Here is a 19,898-nt window from a genome sequence, read left to right on the forward strand (position 1 = left end):
GCGGATGGCGGTGGGCTAAAGAGGGGGCAGCACGCCGATGATGTCGGCGGAATGTGGAGGAAATTGGGAGAAATCCCGGCCGGGCCTCTCCATCTTTCCTCCCACATGCGGCCGCAGCATAAGGGCATGAATCCGGAACTGAGTCTTGCGCTGCTGGGTGCGATCACCGTGTTCCTGGGCCTTGTCGCCCAGGCATGGTGGCTGCTGGTCCTCTGGGCCGAGGGCCGCGCGACGCGGCCGTCTGGCGCGCAGCCCTCCGGCCTCGCCAAGGACGAGAAAGAACAATGACACACCAGGACACATCTTCCATCGGCCGCCGCGGCCTGCTCGCCACCCTGGGCGCCGCCGCGTTGGCCGCCGCCTCTGCACGCCCGGCCGAGGCCGCAGCGCCAAGGCTCCCGCTGACCGCACAGACCACCGAAGGCCCCTACTACCTGGACGTGGCGCAGGTCCGCCGCGACATCACCGAAGGGCTCGAGGGCGTGCCGCTGGACGTGCGCTTCACCGTGTGCGATGCGGCGGGCAAGCCGTTGCCCGGGCTGCGCGTGGATCTTTGGCATTGCGATGCGCAAGGCCGCTATTCGGGCTTCGCGGAGCAGGGCGACGACCGCTCGGGCACCTTCGAAGGCAAGACCTTCCTGCGCGGCAGCCAGTTCACCGGCCGCGACGGCACGGCCGCCTTCACCACCGTCTACCCGGGCTGGTACGTGGGGCGCACCACTCACATCCACATGAAGGTGCTCGACGGAACCCGCGCCGTGCTCACCTCGCAGTTCTTCCTGCCCGATGCGCTCAGCGAGTTTCTCTACACGCAGGTCTCGCTCTACCAGCGATCCCGCGTGCGCGACACGCTCAACAGCATCGACGGCATTGCGTTGAAGGCCGGAGACACGGTGCTCGGCGCCGTGCGCGAGGAGCGCCAGCGCTACGTGGCCACGCTCGCGCTGGTTGTCGATCCGGCCGCCGACCCGGCGATCGACCGGCCGCCTCTTTCGGGCGGCATGCCGCCGGTCGCGGTGCGAGGCATGCAAGGGATGCCCGAAATGCCGGCGATGGGCGTCGGCGGGAGGCCGATGCACCCCCGTGCACTGGAAGGCGCGGCGCGCATCAAGGCGCTGGTGCCGCCGCGCACCACGGGCTGATCCACGGTTTCAGAAAGACGTTCCGATCTGGAACTGGAAGCGCTGCGTGCGGTCGGCCGTGATGTTGTTGGCCGTGTCCGCCTTCTGATAGAGCAGCGGCACCGCATACGCCAGCCGCAGCGGCCCCAGCGGCGAGATCCAGCTGATGCCGATGCCGGTCGACGCGCGCAGGCGGTTCTGCGCCTTCCACTGCGCATCCGTCATGCTGGCGGTGCGGTCGGCGAACACGTTGCCCGCGTCCAGGAAGGTGTAGAGCCGCAGCGTGCGGTCGTTGCCCGCGCCGGGGAAGGGCGTGCTGAACTCCATGTTGAAGATCGCCTTGCGGGTGCCGCCCAGCGCGCCGCCCGTGACGGCATCGGTCGGACCGAGCGAGTTCTGCTCGAAGCCTCGGATCGAGCCCAGGCCGCCGGCATAGAAGTTCTTGAAGATCGGGTAGGTGCTGTCGCCGAGCGCCCGCGCATAGCCGAGCTGCCCGTTGATGGCCAGCGTGTACTGCTTCGAAAGCGGGAAGTACTGCTGGTACTGGTAGTTGGTCTTCAGGTAGCGCAGCTCGCTGCCCACGCCCACTTCGAGATTGGCGCTTTGCAGCTTGCCGCGCGTGGGCACCAGCGCGCTGTCGCGGTCGTCGCGCGACCAGCCCAGCGTGGCCGGAATGCCCACCACGTTCGACTTCGCGCAGGTCACGCTCGGCGCGGTGCCGGTGCATTTGAAGTAGTCGAGGTAGGCCTGCGGCGTGGCGGTGTAGACGTAGGAGCCGTCGACCAGCGCATAGGTGCCGTTGGTGCCGGGCGTGAACGAATAGCGCTCCACGCCGATGCCCAGGTACACCGTGTCCTGCTCGCCCACCGGGAAGCCGAAGCGCACCGAGCCGCCGTCGCTGGCGAGCTTGTAGTTGCCGTCGGCCTCGTAGTAGGGCCGCGTGGTGGTGTGGAACACGTTCAGCGTGCGCGAGATGCCGTCCTTGGTGAAGTACGGATCGGTGGCCGTGAGCGAGATGGTGCGGTTGTACGAACTGGTGTTCACGTTCAGCCCCAGGTAGTTGCCGCTGCCGAACACGTTCTCCTGCGTGATGCCGAAGCTCAGCGACACCTTGTCTGTCGACGAGTAGCCAGCACCCAGCTGCAGAGAGCCGGTCGGCTTCTCCTTCACGTTCACGACAAGGTCGACCTGGTCGGGCGAGCCGGGCACATCGACGGTGTCGATGTTCACGTCGGTGAAGAAGCCCAGGCGGTCGATGCGGTCGCGCGAGGCGCGGATCCTGTTGCCGTCGTACCAGGCGCCTTCGTATTGGCGGAACTCGCGGCGGATCACCTCGTCGCGCGTCTTGGCATTGCCGCCTATGTTGATGCGCCGCACGTAGGCGCGCCGCGAGGCCTGCGCCTTCAGCACGATGGTGACGCGGTTGTTCGCCCGGTCGATCTCCGGCTCCGCCTTTACGCGCGCGAAGGCATAGCCGAAGGTGCCGAAGTAGTCGGTGAAGGCCTTGGTGGTCGCGGCCACGTCCTCGCCGTTGTAGGGCTGGCCGGGGCGGATGGTGACCAGGGTCCTGAACTCGTCGTCGCGGCCCATGTAGTCGCCCGAGAGCTTCACGCCGGCCACCGCGAACTTCTCGCCCTCGGTGATGTTGATGGTCAGCGCGATGGTCTGCCGGTCCGGCGATATGGCCACCTGCGTCGAGTCGATGCGGAACTCCAGGTAGCCGCGCGTGAGGTAGTAGGAGCGCAGCGTCTCCATGTCGCCGTTGAACTTGGTGCGCGAGTACTGGTTCGACTTCGTGTACCACTCGAGCCAGCCGCCGGTGTCCTGGTCGAACAGGTCGAGCAGCGTGCTTTCGCTGAAGGCCTTGTTGCCCACCACGTGCACTTCCTTGATGCGGGCGGGCTCGCCCTCGGTCACGGTGAAGGTCAGGTTCACGCGGTTGTTCTCCAGCGGCGTGACGGTGGTGATCACCTGTGCGTTGTAGAGGCTGCGGCTGATGTACTGCCGCTTGAGCTCCTGCTCGGCGCGGTCGGCCAGTGCCTTGTCGAAGGCCTGCCCCTCGGCCAGGCCGATCTCGCGCAGCGCCTTCTGCAGCGCGGCCTTGTCGAACTCCTTGGCACCGACGAAGTCGACGTCGGCGACGGTCGGGCGCTCCTCGACCACCACCACCAGCACATTGCCGTTCACGTCGATGCGCACGTCCTTGAACAGGCCCAGCTTGAAGAGTTCGCGGATGGCGTTGGCGCCGCGCTCGTCGCTGTAGGTGTCGCCGGTTCGCAGGCCCATGGTGGCGAACACGGTGCCGGGCTCGACGCGCTGCAGGCCCTCGATGCGGATGTCCTTGACGGTGAACGGATCGGTGGCCCATGCAGGGAGGGCCGCCAGCGAGGCAAGCAGCACGGCGGCCGTTGCGAGTGACTTCGGTAAGTGCATCGCCGCATGGTCTGCGTCAATGTCGTAGAAATTTGGGACTCCCCGCGTCCGCCGGGGTTGTGCCGTTTCCCGGCGTTACTGCAGTCTCTCGCGGCAGTTCTGCTCGTGGTCCTCGACTGAAAGCGATCCCTGTATCTCCAGCAGGCGCTCCACCGTGCGGTCGATGCCCTGCGCGTCCAGCAGGCGGTAGGTGCGAGCGGTACGCCCGTTGTTGCGCACCAGGCGTGCGATGTAGGGCAGGTCCTGCTGCGTGATGACCGCGGCGGGCATCACGCCTTCCAGCTCGATACCTTCGCAAGGCAGCAGCACGAAGTACTGCAGCCGCAGGTCGTCGGGCAGCAGGCTGCGCAGCTGCGTTGTCTTGCGCCCGCCCTGCCATGCGGGGTCTTTCACTTCGCGCGCGTTCTTGCAGCCGTTCACCTGCAGGAACCAGCGCGGCGGCGACTGGTCCGACTTCTTGCGGTAGACGAAGGCATTGCGCCAGGCCTTGATCTCGAACAGGTAGATGCCTGTCTCGCATACCACCACGGCATCGATGCGTGCGGTGCGCACGGCGTGCCCTTGCGGCATGGGAATGACGAGGTTGCGAAGAATGCGCAGGTGCGAGAAGGCGGGGCTGAATGCGTTGGCGAGCTGTTGCACGCCCAGCGACGATGCGATGGTGCTTTGCAAGGCAATGGTCATGGATGGGGCTCCTTCGGCCCCGGAGCATTGCGTGGCTTTTGGGAGACTTTTCGTACGAGGTGTTTCCGGCGGTCGCCGCATTCGGTGTGCACGCAAACAACAGTTCGCGCAAAGACGAGGCATTCACAAGATTCCTCCGAATTTGAACGAGACCATGCGTGCCTGCCGCTCGATGTAGAGCGGTTGAAACCGGAGAACCTGAATGAAGAAAACCCTCACGGCATTCGCTGCCCTGGCCGTCTGTGGCCTGGCCTCTGCCCAATCGTCCGTCACGCTGTTCGGTGTCGTCGACGCCGGCGTGACCTACCAGTCGAACACCGCGCGCGACACCGTCACGGGCCTGTCGAACAAGCAAAGCAAGTGGAGCCTGGGTAACTCCGGCTACAACTCCAGCCGCATCGGCTTTCGCGGCACCGAAGACCTCGGCGGCGGCCTGGCCGCGAGCTTCTGGCTCGAAGCGCCCATCACCAACGACGACGGCGCCACAGGCATCTCGACCTTCAGCCGCCGCTCCACCGTGAGCCTGTCGGGCGGCTTCGGCGAACTGCGCCTGGGCCGCGACTACACGCCCACCTTCTGGAACGACACCGTGTTCGATCCGTTCGGCACCAACGGTTCGGGCACCAACGTGATCAGCACCGTCAGCGGCAACACCACCATCAACAACGCCAACTACGTGCGCGCCAGCAACTCGGTGGGCTACTTCCTGCCGCCGAACCTGGGCGGCTTCTACGGCCAGGTGCAGTACAGCTTCGCCGAGAACACCAGCACCAGCGCCACCAGCACCACGGCCGCGACCAGCAGCAGCGCCGGGCGCTACGTGGGCGGGCGTTTCGGCTATGCCAACGGTCCGCTGGACGTGGCGCTAGGCGTGGGCCAGAGCATCGCGGTGGACACCACCACGCTGGAGCGCAAGGTGCAGACCATCAACCTGGGTGCTTCGTACGACTTCGGCCCGGTCAAGCTGTTCGGCGAACTGTCGAGCGTGAAGAACAAGTTCGACACCGCGCTGGGCAACACGCACGACAGCTACAACGGCTACCTGATCGGCGCGACCGTTCCGGTGGGCGCTGGCCTGATCCGCGCGTCGTACTCGCAGGTTCGCTACGACGAAGGCGCGGCCGGCATCACGGGCGAAGACCCGCTGGCACGCAAGCTGGCGATCGGCTACGTGCACAACCTGTCCAAGCGCACTGCGCTGTATGCGACGGTGGCGCGCGTGAACAACCGCAACGACGTGAACTACACGGGCGGCCTGGTGTCGGCCAGCACCACGGGCTACGGCAGCACCGGCGTTGGCTTCTCGGGCCTGCCGCGCTCGTCGACCGGCTACGACTTCGGCATCCGCCACGCGTTCTGACGCGCGGCGCGCACTGTGCGGGGAAAGAGGGCGCATGCCCTCTTTCTTCGTTGCCCGTTCGTTCATCCACAGCAACGAGTTTTCAATGAACCGACTCCGACTCCTCGTGGGCGCCCTGGCAGGCGCAAGCCTCGCGGGCTGCATCGTGCCGCCGCCGCCCATGCCCTATCACTCGCCGCCACCGCCGTTCGGTCCGCGCATGCAGCCGCCGGGCTGGCAGGCCTGCGAAGCGCCGCGCAGCGGCCCCGGCAATGAATGCGCACGCGGTGCCGAGGCACCGCCCGAGGGAGCCCGCTGATGACCGGCGGACTGCAGACCGGCCATCTCGGCACCATCATCGCCGGCGTGATTCTCCTGGGCCTCGGCGGCGTGCTCTGCATGATGGGCTCGCTGTTCTTAGCCAACCTGCGGCAGGGTGCCAGGGCGCGCGAGCTCGCGGCGCAGTCCATGCAGGACATGCGGCAGCGGCTGGGCGCCAGCCGCGTGCAAGACCTGCGGCCGCTGCTCGACGCGGCCTCGGGCGACACGGCCCGCGAGACCATCCGCGTGGACATCCAGATGCCCCAGGAAGCCGTGCCCGTGCTCGCGATCGGGTCGGAGCTTGGCGAGCTGTTCGCCAAGGTCACGGCCTATGCGGCCAGCGTGATGCGTGCCGACGCGACGCTGCAGGTGTCGGCGCATGCGGACGGCAAGCATGCCGTGATCCACTGGCGCGACCTCGATGCCGCCGATGCGAGGCCGCCTCTTGCGCGGTTCTTCGACAGCACGCATGCGGCGATCGTCAGGGCCAGCGCCGATGCCTGCGAACGCATTGCCAGCCACCACGGCGGGCGCATCTATTCGGCACCGCACGCAAGCGGCGTGCTGGGGCTCACACTGCGCCTGCCGCTTCTGCAGCCGCAGGCATAGCGGCCCAACATGGACAAATGGTAATGAAGCGGCGGCGCGTTCCCTGGTTGAATCGCGGCTAGGATCGTCCCGGCGGCGCCCGGATGGACGGTGGGCCGGCCGACTCCATCGCCATGAGCACCAGAACGCAGTCACTCCCCGCTCTCTTTCTTTCGCTGGCCCACTCCGCTGTCTCGCATGATGGCGCGGCGCCGAGGTGCTAGGCGCCACCGCCATGTGGCGCTGCCTCATCGTCGAGGACGACGCCGACAACGCCCGCTACATTGCCGAGGGCTTCCGCTCCCTCGGCCACGTGGCCGTGATAAGCCGCGACGGCACCGATGCGCTCGCGCGCGCGACCGGTGAGTCGTGGGACCTGGTGATCCTCGACCGCATGCTGCCCAACGAGGTCGACGGGTTGTCGATTCTTTCGACGATGCGCGCACTCGGCAAGAAGACGCCGGTGCTGGTGCTCAGCGCACTGAGCGCGCTCGACGAGCGCGTGCGCGGCCTCAAGGCCGGCGGCGACGACTACCTTGCCAAGCCCTTCGCCTTCTCGGAACTCGCGGCGCGGGCCGAGGCGCTGGTGCGGCGTTCGCGCACCGGGCCCGAGATCCGCATGCTGCAGGTTGCCGACCTGACGCTCGACCTCGCGCGGCGCCACGTGGAGCGCGCGGGCCGGCCCATCGCGCTGCAGCCGCGCGAGTTCAGGCTGCTGGCCTACCTGATGATGCATCCGGGCCAGGTGGTCACGCGCACCATGCTGCTCGAGGCCGTGTGGGACTACCAGTTCGACCCGCAGACCAACGTGATCGACGTGCAGGTGAGCCGCCTGCGCGGCAAGCTCGATGCGGGCGGCGCGCCGACGCTGATCCACACCGTGCGCGGCGTGGGCTACACGCTGGCACCGCCGCAATGATCCGCACGCTGCGCCAGCTGTGGCGCTCGGTGGGCTTCCGGCTGGCCTTCTACTACGGGCTGCTGGTCGCGATCACCATGCTCGCGGCGCTGGCCATCGTCTACATGCAGACGGTGGGCGTGCTGCAGCAGCGCATGGTGCGGCAGGTGTCGGCCAGCATGCAGCAGCTGATGGTGCGCTACGACGCGCGCGGCGCCGACGGCGTGGCGGGCGAGATCGGCTACGCACTGGCCGACGGACGCAACTCCGACAACGAGATCTACCTGCTCACCGATCGCGAGGGCCGCAAGCTCGCGGGCAACCTCGACCAGATTCCCTCGATGGCGCCGGATGCCGGCGACGGCGTGCACCGGCGTGTGGTGCGTTCGGGCCAGAGCGCCATCGGCTACATCGTGATGAAGCATCTGCCCGACGGCGGCCTGCTGGTGGTGGGGCACGACCTGCGCGACCAGGAGTCGATCGAGTCGCTGGTCGCGAGCGCCAGCGCGGCGGCGGGCATCGTGGCGGTGCTGCTGCTGATCGGCGGCACCTTCGTCTTCCGCCAGGAGCTGGAGCGCAGCGTGGGCGCGGTGCGGCGCACCGCGGCGCGCATTGCGGCCGGCGAGCTGCAGGAGCGGGTCGAGCCTTCGGGCGAGAAAGACGAGTTCGCGCTGCTGGAGCACGACATCAACGCGATGCTCGACCGCATCCAGTCGCTGATGGACGGCGTGCGGCATGTGTCCAACACCATCGCGCACAACCTGCGCACGCCGCTCACGCGCGTGCTGGTGCGGCTGCGCGCGGCGGAGCAGGGGCTGGGCGCCGACGACCCGCAGCGCGAGGCCGTGGCCGTCGCCATCCGCGAACTCGAGGAACTGGCCGTGGTGTTCGAGAAGCTGCTGCAGATCGCCGAGGTCGAGGCGGGCGCGCGGCGGCAGCAGTTCGCGCAGGTGGCGCTGCACGTCATAGCCGACGACGTGGCCGAGCTGTACGAGGCGGTGGCCGAGATGCGCGGCATCACGCTGCTGCGCGAGCCGGCCGACAGGGCCTTCGCGGTGGGCGACCGCGACCTGCTCGCGGGCGCGGCGGCCAACCTGCTGGACAACGCGCTGAAGTACGCGGGCGGCGGCGCCACGGTGCGCATCGGCACGCACACGGTGGACGGCAGGGCGCAGCTCTTCGTGCAGGACAACGGGCCGGGCGTTCCGCCCGCCGAGTTCGAGCGCATCGGCGTGCGCTTTCATCGCCTGGACCGCAGCACGCCGGGGCACGGGCTGGGGCTGGCGAGCGTGCAGGCCGTGGTCGCGCTGCATGGCGGGCGCCTGCAATTGGGCGACGCCGCGCCTGGCCTGCGCGTGTGCATCGACCTGCCGATGGCCGGCGACTGACGCACACACAGGCTCAGCCAGGTTCCACACATTGCCGAACGGCAATGTTCTGTTCATACACACCAGGCTCCTGAATTCCTAGGATCGGCTGCGCACGTCTTGTGCCGATCAATGCAGTTCCAGGAGACATCAACGGTGAGAATCAAGAGTCAGAGAGACTTCTGCTCAGGCGTACTTTTCAGCGCCTTCGGCGTGGCCTTCGCATGGGGAGCCACGACCTACAACGTCGGCAGCGGCGCCCGCATGGGTCCGGGCTACTTTCCGCTGATCGTGGGCATCCTCATTGCCTTCATGGGCGTGCTGATCACGCTCAAGGCGCTCAGCGTGGAAACGGAAGACGGCGAGCCCGTCGGCCGCATCGCATGGAAGCCGCTGGTCTTCATCATCGGCGCGAACCTGATGTTCGGCGTGCTGCTGGGCGGCCTGCCGAGCATCGGCTTGCCTTCGATGGGGCTCATAGTGGCGATCTACGCGCTGACCTTCATCGCCAGCCTGGCGGGCGACAACTTCGGCTGGAAGGGCGTGACCATCCTCGCGACCATCCTCGCGCTGGGCAGCTACCTGGCCTTCGTGGTGGCGCTCAAGCTGCAGTTCCAGGTGTGGCCGACCTTCATTTCCGGCTGATCCGCGAAGAAGAACAACAAGACCAAAGACAAGACACATGGACCTGATTACCAATCTCTCGATCGGCTTCGGCGTCGCCTTCACGGCGCAGAACCTCGTCTACGCCTTCGTGGGCTGCCTGCTGGGCACCCTGATCGGCGTGCTCCCCGGCATCGGCCCGGTCGCGACCATCGCGATGCTGCTGCCCGCCACCTACGCGCTGCCCCCTGTGTCGGCGCTGATCATGCTGGCCGGCATCTACTACGGCGCGCAGTACGGCGGCTCCACTACCGCGATTCTTGTGAACCTGCCGGGCGAGTCATCGTCGGTGGTGACCGTGATCGACGGCTACCAGATGGCACGCAAAGGCAGGGCCGGTCCGGCACTCGCTGCCGCTGGCCTGGGCTCGTTCTTCGCGGGCTGCGTGGGCACTTTGATCCTGGCCGCCTTCGCGCCGCCGCTCACCGAGCTGGCTTTCAAGTTCGGCCCCGCCGAATACTTCTCGCTGATGATCCTGGGCCTGATCGGCGCCGTGGTGCTGGCCTCGGGCTCGCTGCTCAAGGCCATCACGATGATCCTGCTGGGCCTGGCGCTGGGCCTGGTCGGCACCGACGTGAACTCCGGCGTGGCGCGCTACAGCTTCGACATTCCCGAGCTCACCGACGGCATCGGCTTCATCGCCATCGCCATGGGTGTGTTCGGCTACGGCGAAATCATTGCCAACCTGGCCGTGCCCGAGCATGAGCGCGAAGTGTTCACCGCCAAGGTGAAGGGCCTGTGGCCCACCAAGCAGGACTTCAAGGACATGACGCCCGCCGTGCTGCGCGGCACCGCGCTGGGCTCGGCACTGGGCATCCTGCCGGGCGGCGGTGCGCTGCTGTCGGCCTTCGCGGCCTACACCATCGAGAAGAAGATCAAGCTCAAGCAGGGCGAGGTCGCCTTCGGCAAGGGCAACATCCGCGGCGTGGCCGGCCCCGAATCGGCCAACAACGCCGGTGCGCAAACCTCCTTCATCCCGCTGCTGACGCTGGGCATTCCGCCCAACGCGGTGATGGCGCTGATGGTGGGCGCCATGACCATCCACAACATCCAGCCCGGCCCGCAGGTGATGACCAGCAACCCGGAACTGTTCTGGGGCCTGATCGCCTCGATGTGGATCGGCAACCTGATGCTGATCGTGCTGAATCTGCCGATGATCGGCATCTGGATCAAGCTGCTCACCATCCCCTACAAGTGGCTCTTCCCGTCGATCGTGCTGTTCTGCGCGGTGGGCGTGTACTCGGAGAACAACAACACCTTCGACGTGTGGATGGTGGCGATCTTCGGCATCGTGGGCTACCTGTTCCTCAAGCTCAAGTGCGAGCCCGCGCCGCTGCTGCTGGGCTTCATCCTGGGGCCGATGATGGAAGAGAACCTGCGCCGCGCGCTGCTGCTGTCGCGCGGCGACTGGAGCGTGTTCGTGATGCGGCCGCTGTCGGCGGGCCTGCTGGCCGCCGCCGCGCTGCTGCTGATCGTGGTGCTGCTGCCTTCGGTGAAGGCCAAGCGCGAAGAAGCCTTCGTGGAGGACTGAGGCACCGGGGCCGCCCGGCAGGCCCGGGCGGAGGAGGCAACGGCCCGTGCGGAACTCCGCGTCATACTCGCGGTCCCACGGTGCCGCTGCCTTCCCCCCGATGCCAAACGTGCGATCCACAGTCTCCCTGACCTTTCTCCGGGCGCTCGCCGCGAGCGCCCTTTTCGTCGCCGCCGGCGCCCTGCATGCGCAGGCCCTGCCGCCGGGCGTGCGGCTCGGCATGACGGCCGACGAACTCCAGGCCGCGTTGCCCGCCGCCGAGCGCGTGCAGCGGCCCCAGCGCCTGGGCGGTGGCCTGGTCGGCAGCTGGCGCGGCGAACCCGTGCAGATGGCCGGCCTGCTGTTCGAACCCACTTTCTTCTTTGCTGCCTCCGAGCTGCGCCGCGTCGAGTACGTGGCGGCGGCGCAGGGTGCCTCCGACAGCGGCGCGGCCGCCTTTGCCGCGCTGGTGCAATGGGGCCGCGGCGTGTTCGGCAACGAGCTGGCCTCCCGCGATCCGGGCAGCGCGTATGCCGCATGGGTGAGCAACGACACCGACGTCTACGTGCAGCAGGTCAGCGACCCGCGCCGAGCCAGCGTGCGGCTCGTCTACAAGGCGCGGCAGCTGCGCGACGGCAGCGAACTCTGAACGGCCGCCACAGCCCGCGTCAGGCCGCGCCGCGCTGGTCGAGCTTTTGCAGCGCCACCGCCAGTTCTTCCACATCGACCGGCTTCAGCAGGTGATGGTCGAAGCCGGCCTGCGCAATGCGCAGCCGGTCGTCGGGCTGGCCCCAGCCCGTGAGCGCGATCAGCCCGATGCCATGCAGCCGCGGATGCGCCCGCAGGCGGCGCGCCAGCTCGCAGCCGTCCATGCCGGGCATGCCGATGTCGAGGATGCCGACTGACGGATGGAAGTGCTCGGCCTTCGCCAGCGCATCCAGGCCGTTGAACGCGACGGTGGCTTGCGCACCGAGCAGGCCCAGCAGCGCAGCGAGCGACTCGGCCGCGTCGCGGTTGTCGTCCACCACCAGGATGCGGTGCTGCACCGCCATCGTGGCTTCCGAGGCTCCGGCCTTCGCGCCGGCCCGCACTTCGTGGTCCAGCAGCGGCAGCGACACCGTGAACTCGCTGCCCTGGTTCGCGCCTTCGCTGCTCGCGGTGACCGTGCCGCCGTGCAGTTCCACCATGCTCTTCACCAGCGTGAGGCCGATACCCAGCCCGCCCTGCGCGGCGCGCGCGGTGCCGCTCACCTGCACGAACATGTCGAAGATCGCGCCCAGCATGGCGGCCGGAATGCCTGCACCGGTGTCCTTCACGCGGACCACCGCATGGCCTTGGCCGTCGTTTTCGACGAACACATCGATGCGCCCACCCGCGGGCGTGTACTTGGCGGCGTTGTTCAGCAGGTTCGCGAACACTTGCGTGAGGCGCACGCTGTCGCCTTTCACGGCCAGCGAGGCATCGGCGATGTGCAATTCGAGCGTATGGCGGCCGGCGTCCATCAGCGGGCGGCTGAGTTCCACCGCGCCGCGTATCACCTGTTCGAGCACGAGCTCGTCCAGCTGCAGCTCGATCTTGCCGCGCGTGATGCGCGAGACTTCCATCAGGTCGCTCACCAGCCGCACCATGTGGTCGAGCTGGCGGCCCATGAGGTCGTAGTAGGGCCGGGCGGCTTCCGACGTGAGCGGCTTGCGCTTGAGGATGGCCAGCGCGGTGCTCAGCGGTGCCATCGGGTTGCGCAGCTCGTGCGCCAGGGTGGCCAGGAATTCGGTCTTGCGCCGGTCGGCCTCGTTGAGGTCTTCCAGGATGCGGCGCAGCTCGTACTGCCGCCGCCGGGCGCGCAGCGCGCTGCGCAGTGCGCTCACCAGCGATGCCACGCGGATCGGGCGCTCCAGCACGGTGACGTTGGCCATGCCTTCCATGGCGGTGGTGATGGCGCGCGAGTCGGCGCCTTGCCGCGCGAGTATCAGCACCGGCAGGTCGGACCACGGTGGCTGCACCGCCACGGCCGCGGCGAGTTCGGTGGCGCCGCTGCCCGCGAGCATTTCCTCGGATATCAGCAGCGCGCCGGCGCCGCGCTCCATCTCGCGCAGCAGTTCGGGGAGGTCGGCGCACACCTGTGTCTCGATGCCCGCCTGCAGGAGCACGGCGGCGGCCATCACGGCGTCCTTGGCGGTGGCGGTTCTCATCAGCACGCGCAGCTGCGGATCTCGCAGCTGCGGCAGCTGGATCGTGTGGCCGTCCGTCACCGCGGGGGCGTGGCAATGCCGTCGATCGGCACGGGCACGCCAGTCAGGATGCCTCGGAAATGGCGCAGCGGCTCTCCCACGTTCAGGCCTCGCCGGTCCATCGAGAACGCACGGATGGAGCGCTCGTGCGAGCCGCCGCGCTTCTTGAGCACCGAGATGGCCTGGCGCACTTCGCCTTCGGCCTCGTAGTAGCGCAGCAGCACCACGGCGTCGGCAAGGTAGCTGGCGTCCACGGGTGTCTGCATCTGCATGCCGATGAGCCCGTGCTGCGCGCCGACCAGCAGCGTGGCCACGCCGGACTGCCCGAGGTAGGTGAGCAACTCGTGCAACTGCACGATGAGAAAGCGCTCGTCGGGCATCGCGTTGAGGTAGCCATTCAGGCTGTCGATGACGACCACCTTCGCGCCGTGCCGGGTCACGGCCTGGCGGATCTCGTGCACCAGCTCGCCGGGGGAGAGTTCGGCCGGGTCGACCTGCTTGATGCGGATGCGGCCCGATTGAAGATGGGGCTCCAGCTTCATGCCCAGGCCGGCGCTGCGCGTGCGCAGGGTCTTGACGCTCTCGTCGAATACGAAAAGTGCGGCAGCCTCGCCGCGCTCGGCCGCCGCAATGGCGAATTGCACCGCCACCGAAGACTTGCCCGTGCCCGGCGCGCCGACGAACAGGGTGCTGGTGCCCTGCTCGAGCCCGCCGCCCAGCAGCGTGTCGAGCGCCTCGATGCCGCTGGGCAGCCTGGTCAGCGTGGTGTCGTTGACATGCTCGGCCGCCACCAGGCGCGGAAACACCTGCAGGCCGCCGCGGTGGATCTTGTAGTCGTGGTAGCCGCCGCGAAACGACTGGCCCCGGTATTTCACGACCAGCAGGCGGCGGCGCGCGGAGCCGTAGTCGGAGTTCGATTGCTCCAGCCTCACCACTGCGTGCGCAATGCTCTGCACCTGCAGGTCGTGCTCGGTGGCGGTCATGTCGTCCAGCAGCAGCACCGTGCACTGGCGCCCCGCGAAGAACTGCTTGAGCGCCAGGATCTGCCGGCGGTAGCGCAGCGATGTGCCCGATAGCAGCCGCAGCTCTGAGAGGGAATCGAACACGATGCGCGAAGGCTTGATGGCCTCCACGTCGCTCAGGATGCGCAGCGTGGTTTCGCTCAGCTCCACCTCGGAAGGGTGGAACATGGTGTACTGCTCTTCGGGCTGCAGGCTGTCCTGCGTGGGCAGCATCTCGCGCACGTGGACGTTCGAGATGTCCCAGCCGTGGGAGACGGCCACGCCGCGCAGTTCGTGTTCCGTCTCGGACAGGGTCACGTACAGCACCGACTCGCCGCGCGCCGCGCCTTCGAGCAGGAACTGCATCGCGATGGTCGTCTTGCCGGCGCCCGGCGTGCCTTCGAGCAGGTAGAGCCGGTTGGGCTCGAGGCCGCCGCCGAGCACGTCGTTCAGTCCCGGTACGCCCAGGCTCAGCAGTCGCTGATGGTCAGGCTCCATGGTGGCTTCTCCATTCCATGAGTGAATGAGGTCAATGCCAAATTCAAACATCGAAGCCGTGGGGCCGCGTGCAGGACGGCGCCGCATGGCGCGCCACGCGGCGCGACTATGGGAAATGTCCTGCACGGGGCAGCGGAATCGTCCGGCTGGCCGGGTGGGGCGGATGGAGAAACTGCCTTTCCGGCCCCCGCCGCCCTTCATTCCCAATTTGGCTCTTCAGGAGAAGACGATGCTCGAAGACACAGAGATCCGCATTCCCCAGGACGATGAACGGATCGACGTCACTGACCTCAAGGAGGTCGACTACTGGACCCAGTGGTTCGGCGTGAGCGAGGAGCGCCTGCGCACCGCCGTGGCTTCGGCGGGCACCGTCAAGGACGACCTGCGGGTCTACCTCGGCCTGCCCTGAGCCTTCAGGGCTCTGGCTCTATCAGCCAGCGGCGAGCATGCCGCGCTCTTCGATGAACGCCACCACCTCGGCCACGCCAGTGAGCGTCTTGAGGTTGGTCATCACATAAGGGCGCTGGCGGCGCATGCGTTGCGTGTCCTGTTCCATCACGTCGAGGTTGGCCCCCACGTAGGGTGCGAGGTCGGTCTTGTTGATGACGAACAGGTCGCTCTTGGTGATGCCGGGGCCGCCCTTGCGCGGGATCTTCTCGCCTGCGGCCACGTCGATCACGTAGATCGTGAGGTCCGACAGTTCGGGGCTGAAGGTGGCCGCGAGGTTGTCGCCGCCGGACTCGACGAACACCACGTCGGCATTCGGGAAGTCTTCCAGCATGCGATCGATGGCCTCGAGGTTGATCGAGGCGTCTTCGCGGATGGCGGTGTGCGGGCAGCCGCCCGTTTCCACGCCCATGATGCGCTCGGCCGGCAGCGCGCCGGCCACGGTGAGCAGGCGCTGGTCTTCCTTGGTGTAGATGTCGTTGGTGATGGCGACGAGGTCGTACTTGTCGCGCATCGCCTTGCAGAGCATTTCGAGCAGCGTGGTCTTGCCGGAGCCGACCGGGCCGCCGATGCCCACGCGCAGCGGCGGCAGTTTCTTGGTGCGGTGGGGAATGTGGTGCAGGGCGGAGGTCATGGGGAGGTGTCCGGTTCAGCTTCGGAAGAGGCGGGAATATTGTGTTTCATGGCGGGCCGACAACACCGCCAGCAGGGGCGCGAAGGCCTGGCGTTCGTCGTCGGCGAGGGCCATGGCGCGGGTCACTGCATCGGGGATTTCGTTTGCCAGCCGTCCGAGGATGCGCTGGCCCGCGCTCTGGCCCAGCGGCACGGCCTTGACGGCGGCGGCGACCATGTTCTCGGCCCAGCCGAAGGCGAAGGCCAGGCAGCAGTCGAGCACCGCGGCGTCGGTGCGGCTGGCCGCGAAGGCGAAGGCGATGGGGTAGCTGGCGGGCAGGTCGGCAAAGACTTCCGCCGTGTCGGTGTGGTGCAGCTTGAGCCATTCGACGAAGGAGCGGCCCATCTGCTCGGTCTGCAGGAAGAATTCGGCGGATTCTCGGGTGGCCAGCACCCATTGGTTGAGCCGGCGCACGCGTTGTGTGTCATTGGCCCGCCAGGCTTCCACAGCCTGTGCGAAGACGGCGAGGTCGCCGCGCGCGAAGCTCAGGTGCAACTGGTCGGCGAGCCATTCGGCGGCGCGCGGCTCGGAGTCGATGCCGGCCCATTCGACGGCCGCTTCCACGCCTTCGGAGTAGGAGAAGCCGCCCACGGGGAGTGCGGGAGAGGCCAGCCAGATGAGCTGTAGCAGGCCGTTTGGGCTGGCGGTCATGACCATTGACTCGCGCGCGTCCGGGACGCTGCTGTTCGGGGCGTGTGCACAGGCCGCCGGGTACTCCCCTCCGCGGGAGCGCGCCCTGAACATCCAGCGCGACGAATCGAAAAGCAAGGCCGCATGTCAGTGCGAGTGGCCGTGATGGCCGTGATGGCCGTGGTCATGATCGTGCGGGTGGTCGTCGAGCAGTTCGGGCGCGAGCACCAGCGGCTTCGGGCCTTTGCTGCTGCTGTCGCCATGCGAATGCTTATGGTGGTCATGGCTATGGCCGCCCCCATGCGAATGCTCGTGCGCCCCATAGGCACCGCCCTCGGGCTCGAACGCTTCCTCGACCGCCACGACGATCAGGTGCATCGACCGCAGCATGTCGGCCAGCACATGGTCGGGCTCGATCTTCAGGTGGTCGGGCTTGAGTTCGATCGGCACATGCCGGTTGCCCAGGTGATAGGCCGCGCGCGTCAGGTCGAAAGGCGTGCCGTGGGCAGTGCAATGCGTGATGCGCAGCACCGGCTGCGGCGCCGCGATCACGCGAACCAGGGAGCCGTCTTCGGCCACCAGCACGTCGCCGCCCCGCACCGCCGTGCCGCGCGGCAGGAACACGCCGATCTGGCGGCCCTGTGAATCGGTGGCGTCGAAGCGGCTCTTCTGGCGGACGTCCCAGTCGAGCTCGATGGTGGCGGCGCGCTTGAGCAAAACGGGCGCGAGACCGCGGCCCTGGGGCATGAGTTTGTTGGCGGTGAGCATGATGGCTTGCGGCTCCAAATGAGGCGGACTAATATAACGGCCGTTATAACTTCTGTTCAACGGAGCGTCTCATGTCCGCCCTCAAACTGACCCAGATCGGTAACTCCGTCGGCATCATCTTGCCCAAGGAAGTATTGGCGAGCATGAATGTGGGCAAGGGCGACACCGTCTACCTCACGCAGGCCGCCAACGGCGGGGTCACGATCTCGCCGTACGACGACGAGTTCGAGCGGCAGATGGAAGCGGCACGCCGCGTCATGAAGAAGCGGCGCAACGTCCTGCGCGAGCTTGCCAAATGAGCGCAGCCAACCAGCACTGGGTCTGGCTGAACCTGGCCGTGATTCAACTCGTTCATGAAGAGCAGCTTGTCGAGCACGGTGGCCCGGCCGGTGTGCGTGACGAGGGAATGCTCGCGTCCGCCATGGGTCGGCCGCAGAACCGCGCAACGTACGAATCTCCCGACGCAGCCACGTTGGCCGCGAGCTACGCATTCGGCATCGCCCGCAACCACCCGTTCGTGGACGGCAACAAGAGAACCGCGTTCGTCGAGATGGAGACCTTTCTCGATCTCAATGGCTTCGAGCTCCTCGCGTCCGACGAAGACTGCGTGCTCAAGACACTCGGCCTCGCGGCGGGCGAGATCGACGAAGCCTCTTTCGCCCAGTGGATTCGCGAGCACCTCGCACCGCGCAGCGCCTGACATTCAGAACAAAAAATACCGCTGCGCCATAGGCAGCAGCTTTGCCGGCTCGCAGGTCAGCAGGTGCCCGTCGGCGCGCACCGCGTAGGTCTGCGCGTCGATCTCCATCTTCGGCGTGTAGCCGTTGTGGATCAGGTCCTTCTTGCGCACGTTGCGGATGTTCTTCACCGCGCTCAGGTGCTTGGCCAGGCCGTAGCGCTCCTTGATGCCCGATGCGAGCCCGGCCTGCGAGACGAAAGTGAGCGAGCTCCTGGCGAGCGAGCCGCCGTAGGCGCCGAACATCGGGCGGAAGTGCACCGGCTGCGGCGTTGGGATCGACGCATTCGGGTCGCCCATGGCCGCCATCGCGATGGTTCCGCCCTTCAGGATGGTGAAGGGCTTCACGCCGAAGAAGGCAGGCTTCCAGATCACGATGTCGGCCCACTTGCCGACTTCGAGCGAACCCACCTCGTGCGCGATGCCGTGCGCGATGGCGGGGTTGATCGTGTACTTGGCGACGTAGCGCTTCGCGCGGAAGTTGTCGTTGCGCTCGCTGTCTTCCGGCAGGGTGCCGCGCTGCAGCTTCATCTTGTGCGCGGTCTGCCAGGTGCGGATGATGACTTCGCCGACGCGGCCCATGGCCTGGCTGTCGGAGCTGAACATGCTGATCGCGCCCAGGTCGTGCAGCACGTCTTCGGCGGCGATGGTCTCCTTGCGGATGCGCGATTCGGCAAAGGCCAGGTCTTCGGCGATGCCGGCGTCGAGGTGGTGGCACACCATGAGCATGTCGACGTGTTCGTCGAGCGTGTTCACGGTGTAGGGCATCGTGGGGTTGGTGGAAGAGGGCAGGAAGTTGGCTTCGCCCACCACGCGCAGGATGTCGGGCGCATGGCCGCCGCCCGCGCCTTCGGTGTGGAAGGCGCAGATGGCGCGGCCGCCCACGGCGGCGATGGTGTTCTCGACGAAGCCCGATTCATTGAGCGTGTCGCTGTGAATGGCCACCTGCGTGTCGGTGGCGTCGGCCACGTCCAGGCAGTTGCTGATGGCCGCGGGCGTGGTGCCCCAGTCTTCATGCAGCTTCAGGCCGATGACGCCGGCCTCGATCTGCTCGTGCAGCGCGCCCGGCAGGCTGGCGTTGCCCTTGCCCAGGAAGCCCAGGTTCATCGGGAAGGCGTCGGCCGCCTGCAGCATGCGTTCGATGTGCCAGGGGCCGGGCGTGGAGGTGGTGGCGAAGGTGCCGGTGGCGGGGCCGGTGCCGCCGCCGAGCATGGTGGTCACGCCGGAAGACAGCGCCTCCTCGATCTGCTGCGGGCAGATGAAGTGGATGTGGCTGTCGATGCCGCCTGCGGTGACGATGTTGCCTTCGCAACTGATGATCTCGGTGCCCGGGCCGATGACGATGTCCACGCCCGGCTGCACGTCGGGGTTGCCGGCCTTGCCGATGGCGGCGATGCGGCCGTCTTTCAGGCCGATGTCGGCCTTGACGATGCCCCAGTGGTCGAGGATGAGCGCGTTGGTGAGCACCGTGTCGACGGCGCCCTGCGCGCGGGTGCGCTGCGATTGCGCCATGCCGTCGCGGATCGTCTTGCCGCCGCCGAACTTCACCTCTTCGCCGTAGCCGCCGGCGCGCAGGGTGTAGTCGGCCTCGACCTCGATCAGCAGGTCGGTGTCTGCAAGACGAACGCGGTCGCCCACGGTGGGGCCGAAGATTTCGGCGTACGCACGCCTTCCAATGGTCGCCATCAGAGTTTCCCTTGAACCAGGCCGCGAAAGCCGTAGACGATGCGATCGCCCGAAAAATCGACCAGCTCGACCGTGCGCTGCTGGCCCGGCTCGAAGCGCACCGCGGCGCCCGAGGCAATGTTCAGCCGCATGCCGCGCGCGGCCTCGCGGTCGAAGCCGAGCGCGCCGTTGGTCTCGGCGAAGTGGTAGTGCGAGCCGACCTGGATCGGCCGGTCCGCTGTGTTCTGCACCACCAGCGTGAGGGTGCGGCGGCCGGGGTTGAGCGTGTGCTCGCCGTCGTCGGTGAGGAGTTCGCCGGGGGTCATGG

The 19,898-nt window shown here is 67.5% G+C and carries 22 protein-coding genes; 13 read left to right on the top strand and 9 right to left on the bottom strand.

Features of this window, described 5'->3' with window-relative positions; translation table 11 throughout:
* Window positions 1-126 precede the first annotated feature (126 nt).
* Both ACQY8B_RS02410 and ACQY8B_RS02415 read left to right on the top strand, forming a co-directional pair.
* Window positions 127-288: a hypothetical protein gene (locus ACQY8B_RS02410; RefSeq protein WP_422085237.1), complete on the top strand. Its 162-nt coding sequence runs from the start codon at window positions 127-129 to the stop codon at window positions 286-288.
* A complete protein-coding gene (locus ACQY8B_RS02415; protein WP_422085238.1) occupies window positions 285-1,142 on the top strand; it encodes an intradiol ring-cleavage dioxygenase in 858 nt (285 codons plus the stop codon). Before ACQY8B_RS02410 ends, ACQY8B_RS02415 begins: the two co-directional genes overlap by 4 nt.
* 9 nt (window positions 1,143-1,151) lie before the next feature.
* Here ACQY8B_RS02415 and bamA read toward each other — a convergent pair whose 3' ends face one another.
* Complete coding sequence (gene bamA / locus ACQY8B_RS02420; RefSeq protein WP_422085239.1) at window positions 1,152-3,554, bottom strand: outer membrane protein assembly factor BamA; 2,403 nt, start codon at window positions 3,552-3,554, stop codon at window positions 1,152-1,154.
* Window positions 3,555-3,629: 75 nt separating this feature from the next.
* The gene (locus ACQY8B_RS02425; RefSeq protein WP_422085240.1) at window positions 3,630-4,238 is read right to left on the bottom strand and encodes a nuclease-related domain-containing protein; all 609 of its coding nucleotides are present in this window, start codon (window positions 4,236-4,238) and stop codon (window positions 3,630-3,632) included.
* Between the two features lie 202 nt (window positions 4,239-4,440).
* Between ACQY8B_RS02425 and ACQY8B_RS02430 the strand changes: the two genes are divergently transcribed.
* From ACQY8B_RS02430 to ACQY8B_RS02465, 8 genes are all read left to right on the top strand, one after another.
* A complete protein-coding gene (locus ACQY8B_RS02430) occupies window positions 4,441-5,598 on the top strand; it encodes a porin (protein WP_422085241.1) in 1,158 nt (385 codons plus the stop codon).
* Window positions 5,599-5,683: 85 nt separating this feature from the next.
* The gene (locus ACQY8B_RS02435) at window positions 5,684-5,896 is read left to right on the top strand and encodes a hypothetical protein (RefSeq protein WP_422085242.1); all 213 of its coding nucleotides are present in this window, start codon (window positions 5,684-5,686) and stop codon (window positions 5,894-5,896) included.
* Window positions 5,896-6,507, top strand: a complete 612-nt coding sequence (locus tag ACQY8B_RS02440) for an ATP-binding protein (RefSeq protein WP_422085243.1) — start codon at window positions 5,896-5,898, stop codon at window positions 6,505-6,507. Before ACQY8B_RS02435 ends, ACQY8B_RS02440 begins: the two co-directional genes overlap by 1 nt.
* 214 nt (window positions 6,508-6,721) lie before the next feature.
* Entirely contained in the window at window positions 6,722-7,405 is a 684-nt protein-coding gene (locus ACQY8B_RS02445; RefSeq protein WP_422085244.1) for a response regulator transcription factor, read from the top strand.
* Window positions 7,402-8,772, top strand: a complete 1,371-nt coding sequence (locus ACQY8B_RS02450; protein WP_422085245.1) for a sensor histidine kinase — start codon at window positions 7,402-7,404, stop codon at window positions 8,770-8,772. Before ACQY8B_RS02445 ends, ACQY8B_RS02450 begins: the two co-directional genes overlap by 4 nt.
* A gap of 135 nt (window positions 8,773-8,907) precedes the next feature.
* Entirely contained in the window at window positions 8,908-9,396 is a 489-nt protein-coding gene (locus ACQY8B_RS02455) for a tripartite tricarboxylate transporter TctB family protein (RefSeq protein ID WP_422085246.1), read from the top strand.
* Window positions 9,397-9,433: 37 nt separating this feature from the next.
* Window positions 9,434-10,945: a tripartite tricarboxylate transporter permease gene (locus ACQY8B_RS02460; protein ID WP_422085247.1), complete on the top strand. Its 1,512-nt coding sequence runs from the start codon at window positions 9,434-9,436 to the stop codon at window positions 10,943-10,945.
* Window positions 10,946-11,045: 100 nt separating this feature from the next.
* Window positions 11,046-11,573 (top strand): hypothetical protein, encoded by a 528-nt coding sequence (locus ACQY8B_RS02465; protein WP_422085248.1) that lies wholly within the window; start codon window positions 11,046-11,048, stop codon window positions 11,571-11,573.
* Between the two features lie 19 nt (window positions 11,574-11,592).
* Here ACQY8B_RS02465 and ACQY8B_RS02470 read toward each other — a convergent pair whose 3' ends face one another.
* Both ACQY8B_RS02470 and ACQY8B_RS02475 read right to left on the bottom strand, forming a co-directional pair.
* The gene (locus ACQY8B_RS02470; protein ID WP_422085249.1) at window positions 11,593-13,173 is read right to left on the bottom strand and encodes a hybrid sensor histidine kinase/response regulator; all 1,581 of its coding nucleotides are present in this window, start codon (window positions 13,171-13,173) and stop codon (window positions 11,593-11,595) included.
* A complete protein-coding gene (locus ACQY8B_RS02475; protein WP_422085250.1) occupies window positions 13,170-14,651 on the bottom strand; it encodes an ATPase domain-containing protein in 1,482 nt (493 codons plus the stop codon). The genes ACQY8B_RS02470 and ACQY8B_RS02475 overlap by 4 nt, the downstream gene beginning before the upstream one ends.
* Before the next feature lie 229 nt (window positions 14,652-14,880).
* Between ACQY8B_RS02475 and ACQY8B_RS02480 the strand changes: the two genes are divergently transcribed.
* A complete protein-coding gene (locus ACQY8B_RS02480; protein WP_422085251.1) occupies window positions 14,881-15,060 on the top strand; it encodes a DUF3606 domain-containing protein in 180 nt (59 codons plus the stop codon).
* A 21-nt stretch (window positions 15,061-15,081) separates the two neighbouring features.
* On the opposite strand, the gene ureG is transcribed toward ACQY8B_RS02480, so the two are convergent.
* From ureG to ureE, 3 genes are all read right to left on the bottom strand, one after another.
* Entirely contained in the window at window positions 15,082-15,732 is a 651-nt protein-coding gene (ureG, locus tag ACQY8B_RS02485) for an urease accessory protein UreG (protein ID WP_106937010.1), read from the bottom strand.
* A gap of 15 nt (window positions 15,733-15,747) precedes the next feature.
* Window positions 15,748-16,422 (bottom strand): urease accessory protein UreF, encoded by a 675-nt coding sequence (locus tag ACQY8B_RS02490; RefSeq protein WP_422085252.1) that lies wholly within the window; start codon window positions 16,420-16,422, stop codon window positions 15,748-15,750.
* 126 nt (window positions 16,423-16,548) lie between these two features.
* Window positions 16,549-17,169 carry an urease accessory protein UreE gene (gene ureE, locus ACQY8B_RS02495; protein WP_422085253.1) on the bottom strand — a complete coding sequence of 207 codons (621 nt, stop codon included), beginning with the start codon at window positions 17,167-17,169 and terminating at the stop codon, window positions 16,549-16,551.
* A 71-nt stretch (window positions 17,170-17,240) separates the two neighbouring features.
* Between ureE and ACQY8B_RS02500 the strand changes: the two genes are divergently transcribed.
* Both ACQY8B_RS02500 and ACQY8B_RS02505 read left to right on the top strand, forming a co-directional pair.
* Window positions 17,241-17,468 (top strand): AbrB/MazE/SpoVT family DNA-binding domain-containing protein, encoded by a 228-nt coding sequence (locus ACQY8B_RS02500; protein WP_422085254.1) that lies wholly within the window; start codon window positions 17,241-17,243, stop codon window positions 17,466-17,468.
* Window positions 17,465-17,869: a type II toxin-antitoxin system death-on-curing family toxin gene (locus ACQY8B_RS02505; protein ID WP_422085255.1), complete on the top strand. Its 405-nt coding sequence runs from the start codon at window positions 17,465-17,467 to the stop codon at window positions 17,867-17,869. The genes ACQY8B_RS02500 and ACQY8B_RS02505 overlap by 4 nt, the downstream gene beginning before the upstream one ends.
* Window positions 17,870-17,872: 3 nt before the next feature.
* Here ACQY8B_RS02505 and ureC read toward each other — a convergent pair whose 3' ends face one another.
* Both ureC and ACQY8B_RS02515 read right to left on the bottom strand, forming a co-directional pair.
* Window positions 17,873-19,591, bottom strand: coding sequence for an urease subunit alpha (gene ureC / locus ACQY8B_RS02510; protein WP_422085256.1), 1,719 nt, complete (start codon window positions 19,589-19,591; stop codon window positions 17,873-17,875).
* Window positions 19,591-19,896 carry an urease subunit beta gene (locus tag ACQY8B_RS02515; protein WP_081267911.1) on the bottom strand — a complete coding sequence of 102 codons (306 nt, stop codon included), beginning with the start codon at window positions 19,894-19,896 and terminating at the stop codon, window positions 19,591-19,593. The genes ureC and ACQY8B_RS02515 overlap by 1 nt, the downstream gene beginning before the upstream one ends.
* Window positions 19,897-19,898: the final 2 nt, after the last annotated feature.

It is taken from the genome of Variovorax sp., assembly GCF_965279555.1.
In the GTDB taxonomy this organism is placed as follows: Bacteria; Pseudomonadota; Gammaproteobacteria; order Burkholderiales; family Burkholderiaceae_C; genus Variovorax.

What these genes read in the sequence shown, in the direction of transcription:
- ureC (WP_422085256.1), bottom strand. Translation starts at nt 19,591, where the DNA reads ATGGCGACCATTGGAAGGCGTGCGTACGCCGAAATCTTCGGCCCCACC.
- ACQY8B_RS02430 (WP_422085241.1), top strand. Translation starts at nt 4,441, where the DNA reads ATGAAGAAAACCCTCACGGCATTCGCTGCCCTGGCCGTCTGTGGCCTG.
- ACQY8B_RS02480 (WP_422085251.1), top strand. Translation starts at nt 14,881, where the DNA reads ATGCTCGAAGACACAGAGATCCGCATTCCCCAGGACGATGAACGGATC.
- ACQY8B_RS02490 (WP_422085252.1), bottom strand. Translation starts at nt 16,422, where the DNA reads ATGACCGCCAGCCCAAACGGCCTGCTACAGCTCATCTGGCTGGCCTCT.
- ACQY8B_RS02415 (WP_422085238.1), top strand. Translation starts at nt 285, where the DNA reads ATGACACACCAGGACACATCTTCCATCGGCCGCCGCGGCCTGCTCGCC.
- ACQY8B_RS02445 (WP_422085244.1), top strand. Translation starts at nt 6,722, where the DNA reads ATGTGGCGCTGCCTCATCGTCGAGGACGACGCCGACAACGCCCGCTAC.
- ACQY8B_RS02515 (WP_081267911.1), bottom strand. Translation starts at nt 19,896, where the DNA reads ATGACCCCCGGCGAACTCCTCACCGACGACGGCGAGCACACGCTCAAC.
- ureE (WP_422085253.1), bottom strand. Translation starts at nt 17,169, where the DNA reads ATGCTCACCGCCAACAAACTCATGCCCCAGGGCCGCGGTCTCGCGCCC.
- ACQY8B_RS02500 (WP_422085254.1), top strand. Translation starts at nt 17,241, where the DNA reads ATGTCCGCCCTCAAACTGACCCAGATCGGTAACTCCGTCGGCATCATC.
- ACQY8B_RS02410 (WP_422085237.1), top strand. Translation starts at nt 127, where the DNA reads ATGAATCCGGAACTGAGTCTTGCGCTGCTGGGTGCGATCACCGTGTTC.
- ACQY8B_RS02425 (WP_422085240.1), bottom strand. Translation starts at nt 4,238, where the DNA reads ATGACCATTGCCTTGCAAAGCACCATCGCATCGTCGCTGGGCGTGCAA.
- ACQY8B_RS02505 (WP_422085255.1), top strand. Translation starts at nt 17,465, where the DNA reads ATGAGCGCAGCCAACCAGCACTGGGTCTGGCTGAACCTGGCCGTGATT.
- ACQY8B_RS02440 (WP_422085243.1), top strand. Translation starts at nt 5,896, where the DNA reads ATGACCGGCGGACTGCAGACCGGCCATCTCGGCACCATCATCGCCGGC.
- ACQY8B_RS02450 (WP_422085245.1), top strand. Translation starts at nt 7,402, where the DNA reads ATGATCCGCACGCTGCGCCAGCTGTGGCGCTCGGTGGGCTTCCGGCTG.
- bamA (WP_422085239.1), bottom strand. Translation starts at nt 3,554, where the DNA reads ATGCACTTACCGAAGTCACTCGCAACGGCCGCCGTGCTGCTTGCCTCG.
- ACQY8B_RS02460 (WP_422085247.1), top strand. Translation starts at nt 9,434, where the DNA reads ATGGACCTGATTACCAATCTCTCGATCGGCTTCGGCGTCGCCTTCACG.
- ACQY8B_RS02475 (WP_422085250.1), bottom strand. Translation starts at nt 14,651, where the DNA reads ATGGAGCCTGACCATCAGCGACTGCTGAGCCTGGGCGTACCGGGACTG.
- ACQY8B_RS02465 (WP_422085248.1), top strand. Translation starts at nt 11,046, where the DNA reads ATGCCAAACGTGCGATCCACAGTCTCCCTGACCTTTCTCCGGGCGCTC.
- ACQY8B_RS02435 (WP_422085242.1), top strand. Translation starts at nt 5,684, where the DNA reads ATGAACCGACTCCGACTCCTCGTGGGCGCCCTGGCAGGCGCAAGCCTC.
- ureG (WP_106937010.1), bottom strand. Translation starts at nt 15,732, where the DNA reads ATGACCTCCGCCCTGCACCACATTCCCCACCGCACCAAGAAACTGCCG.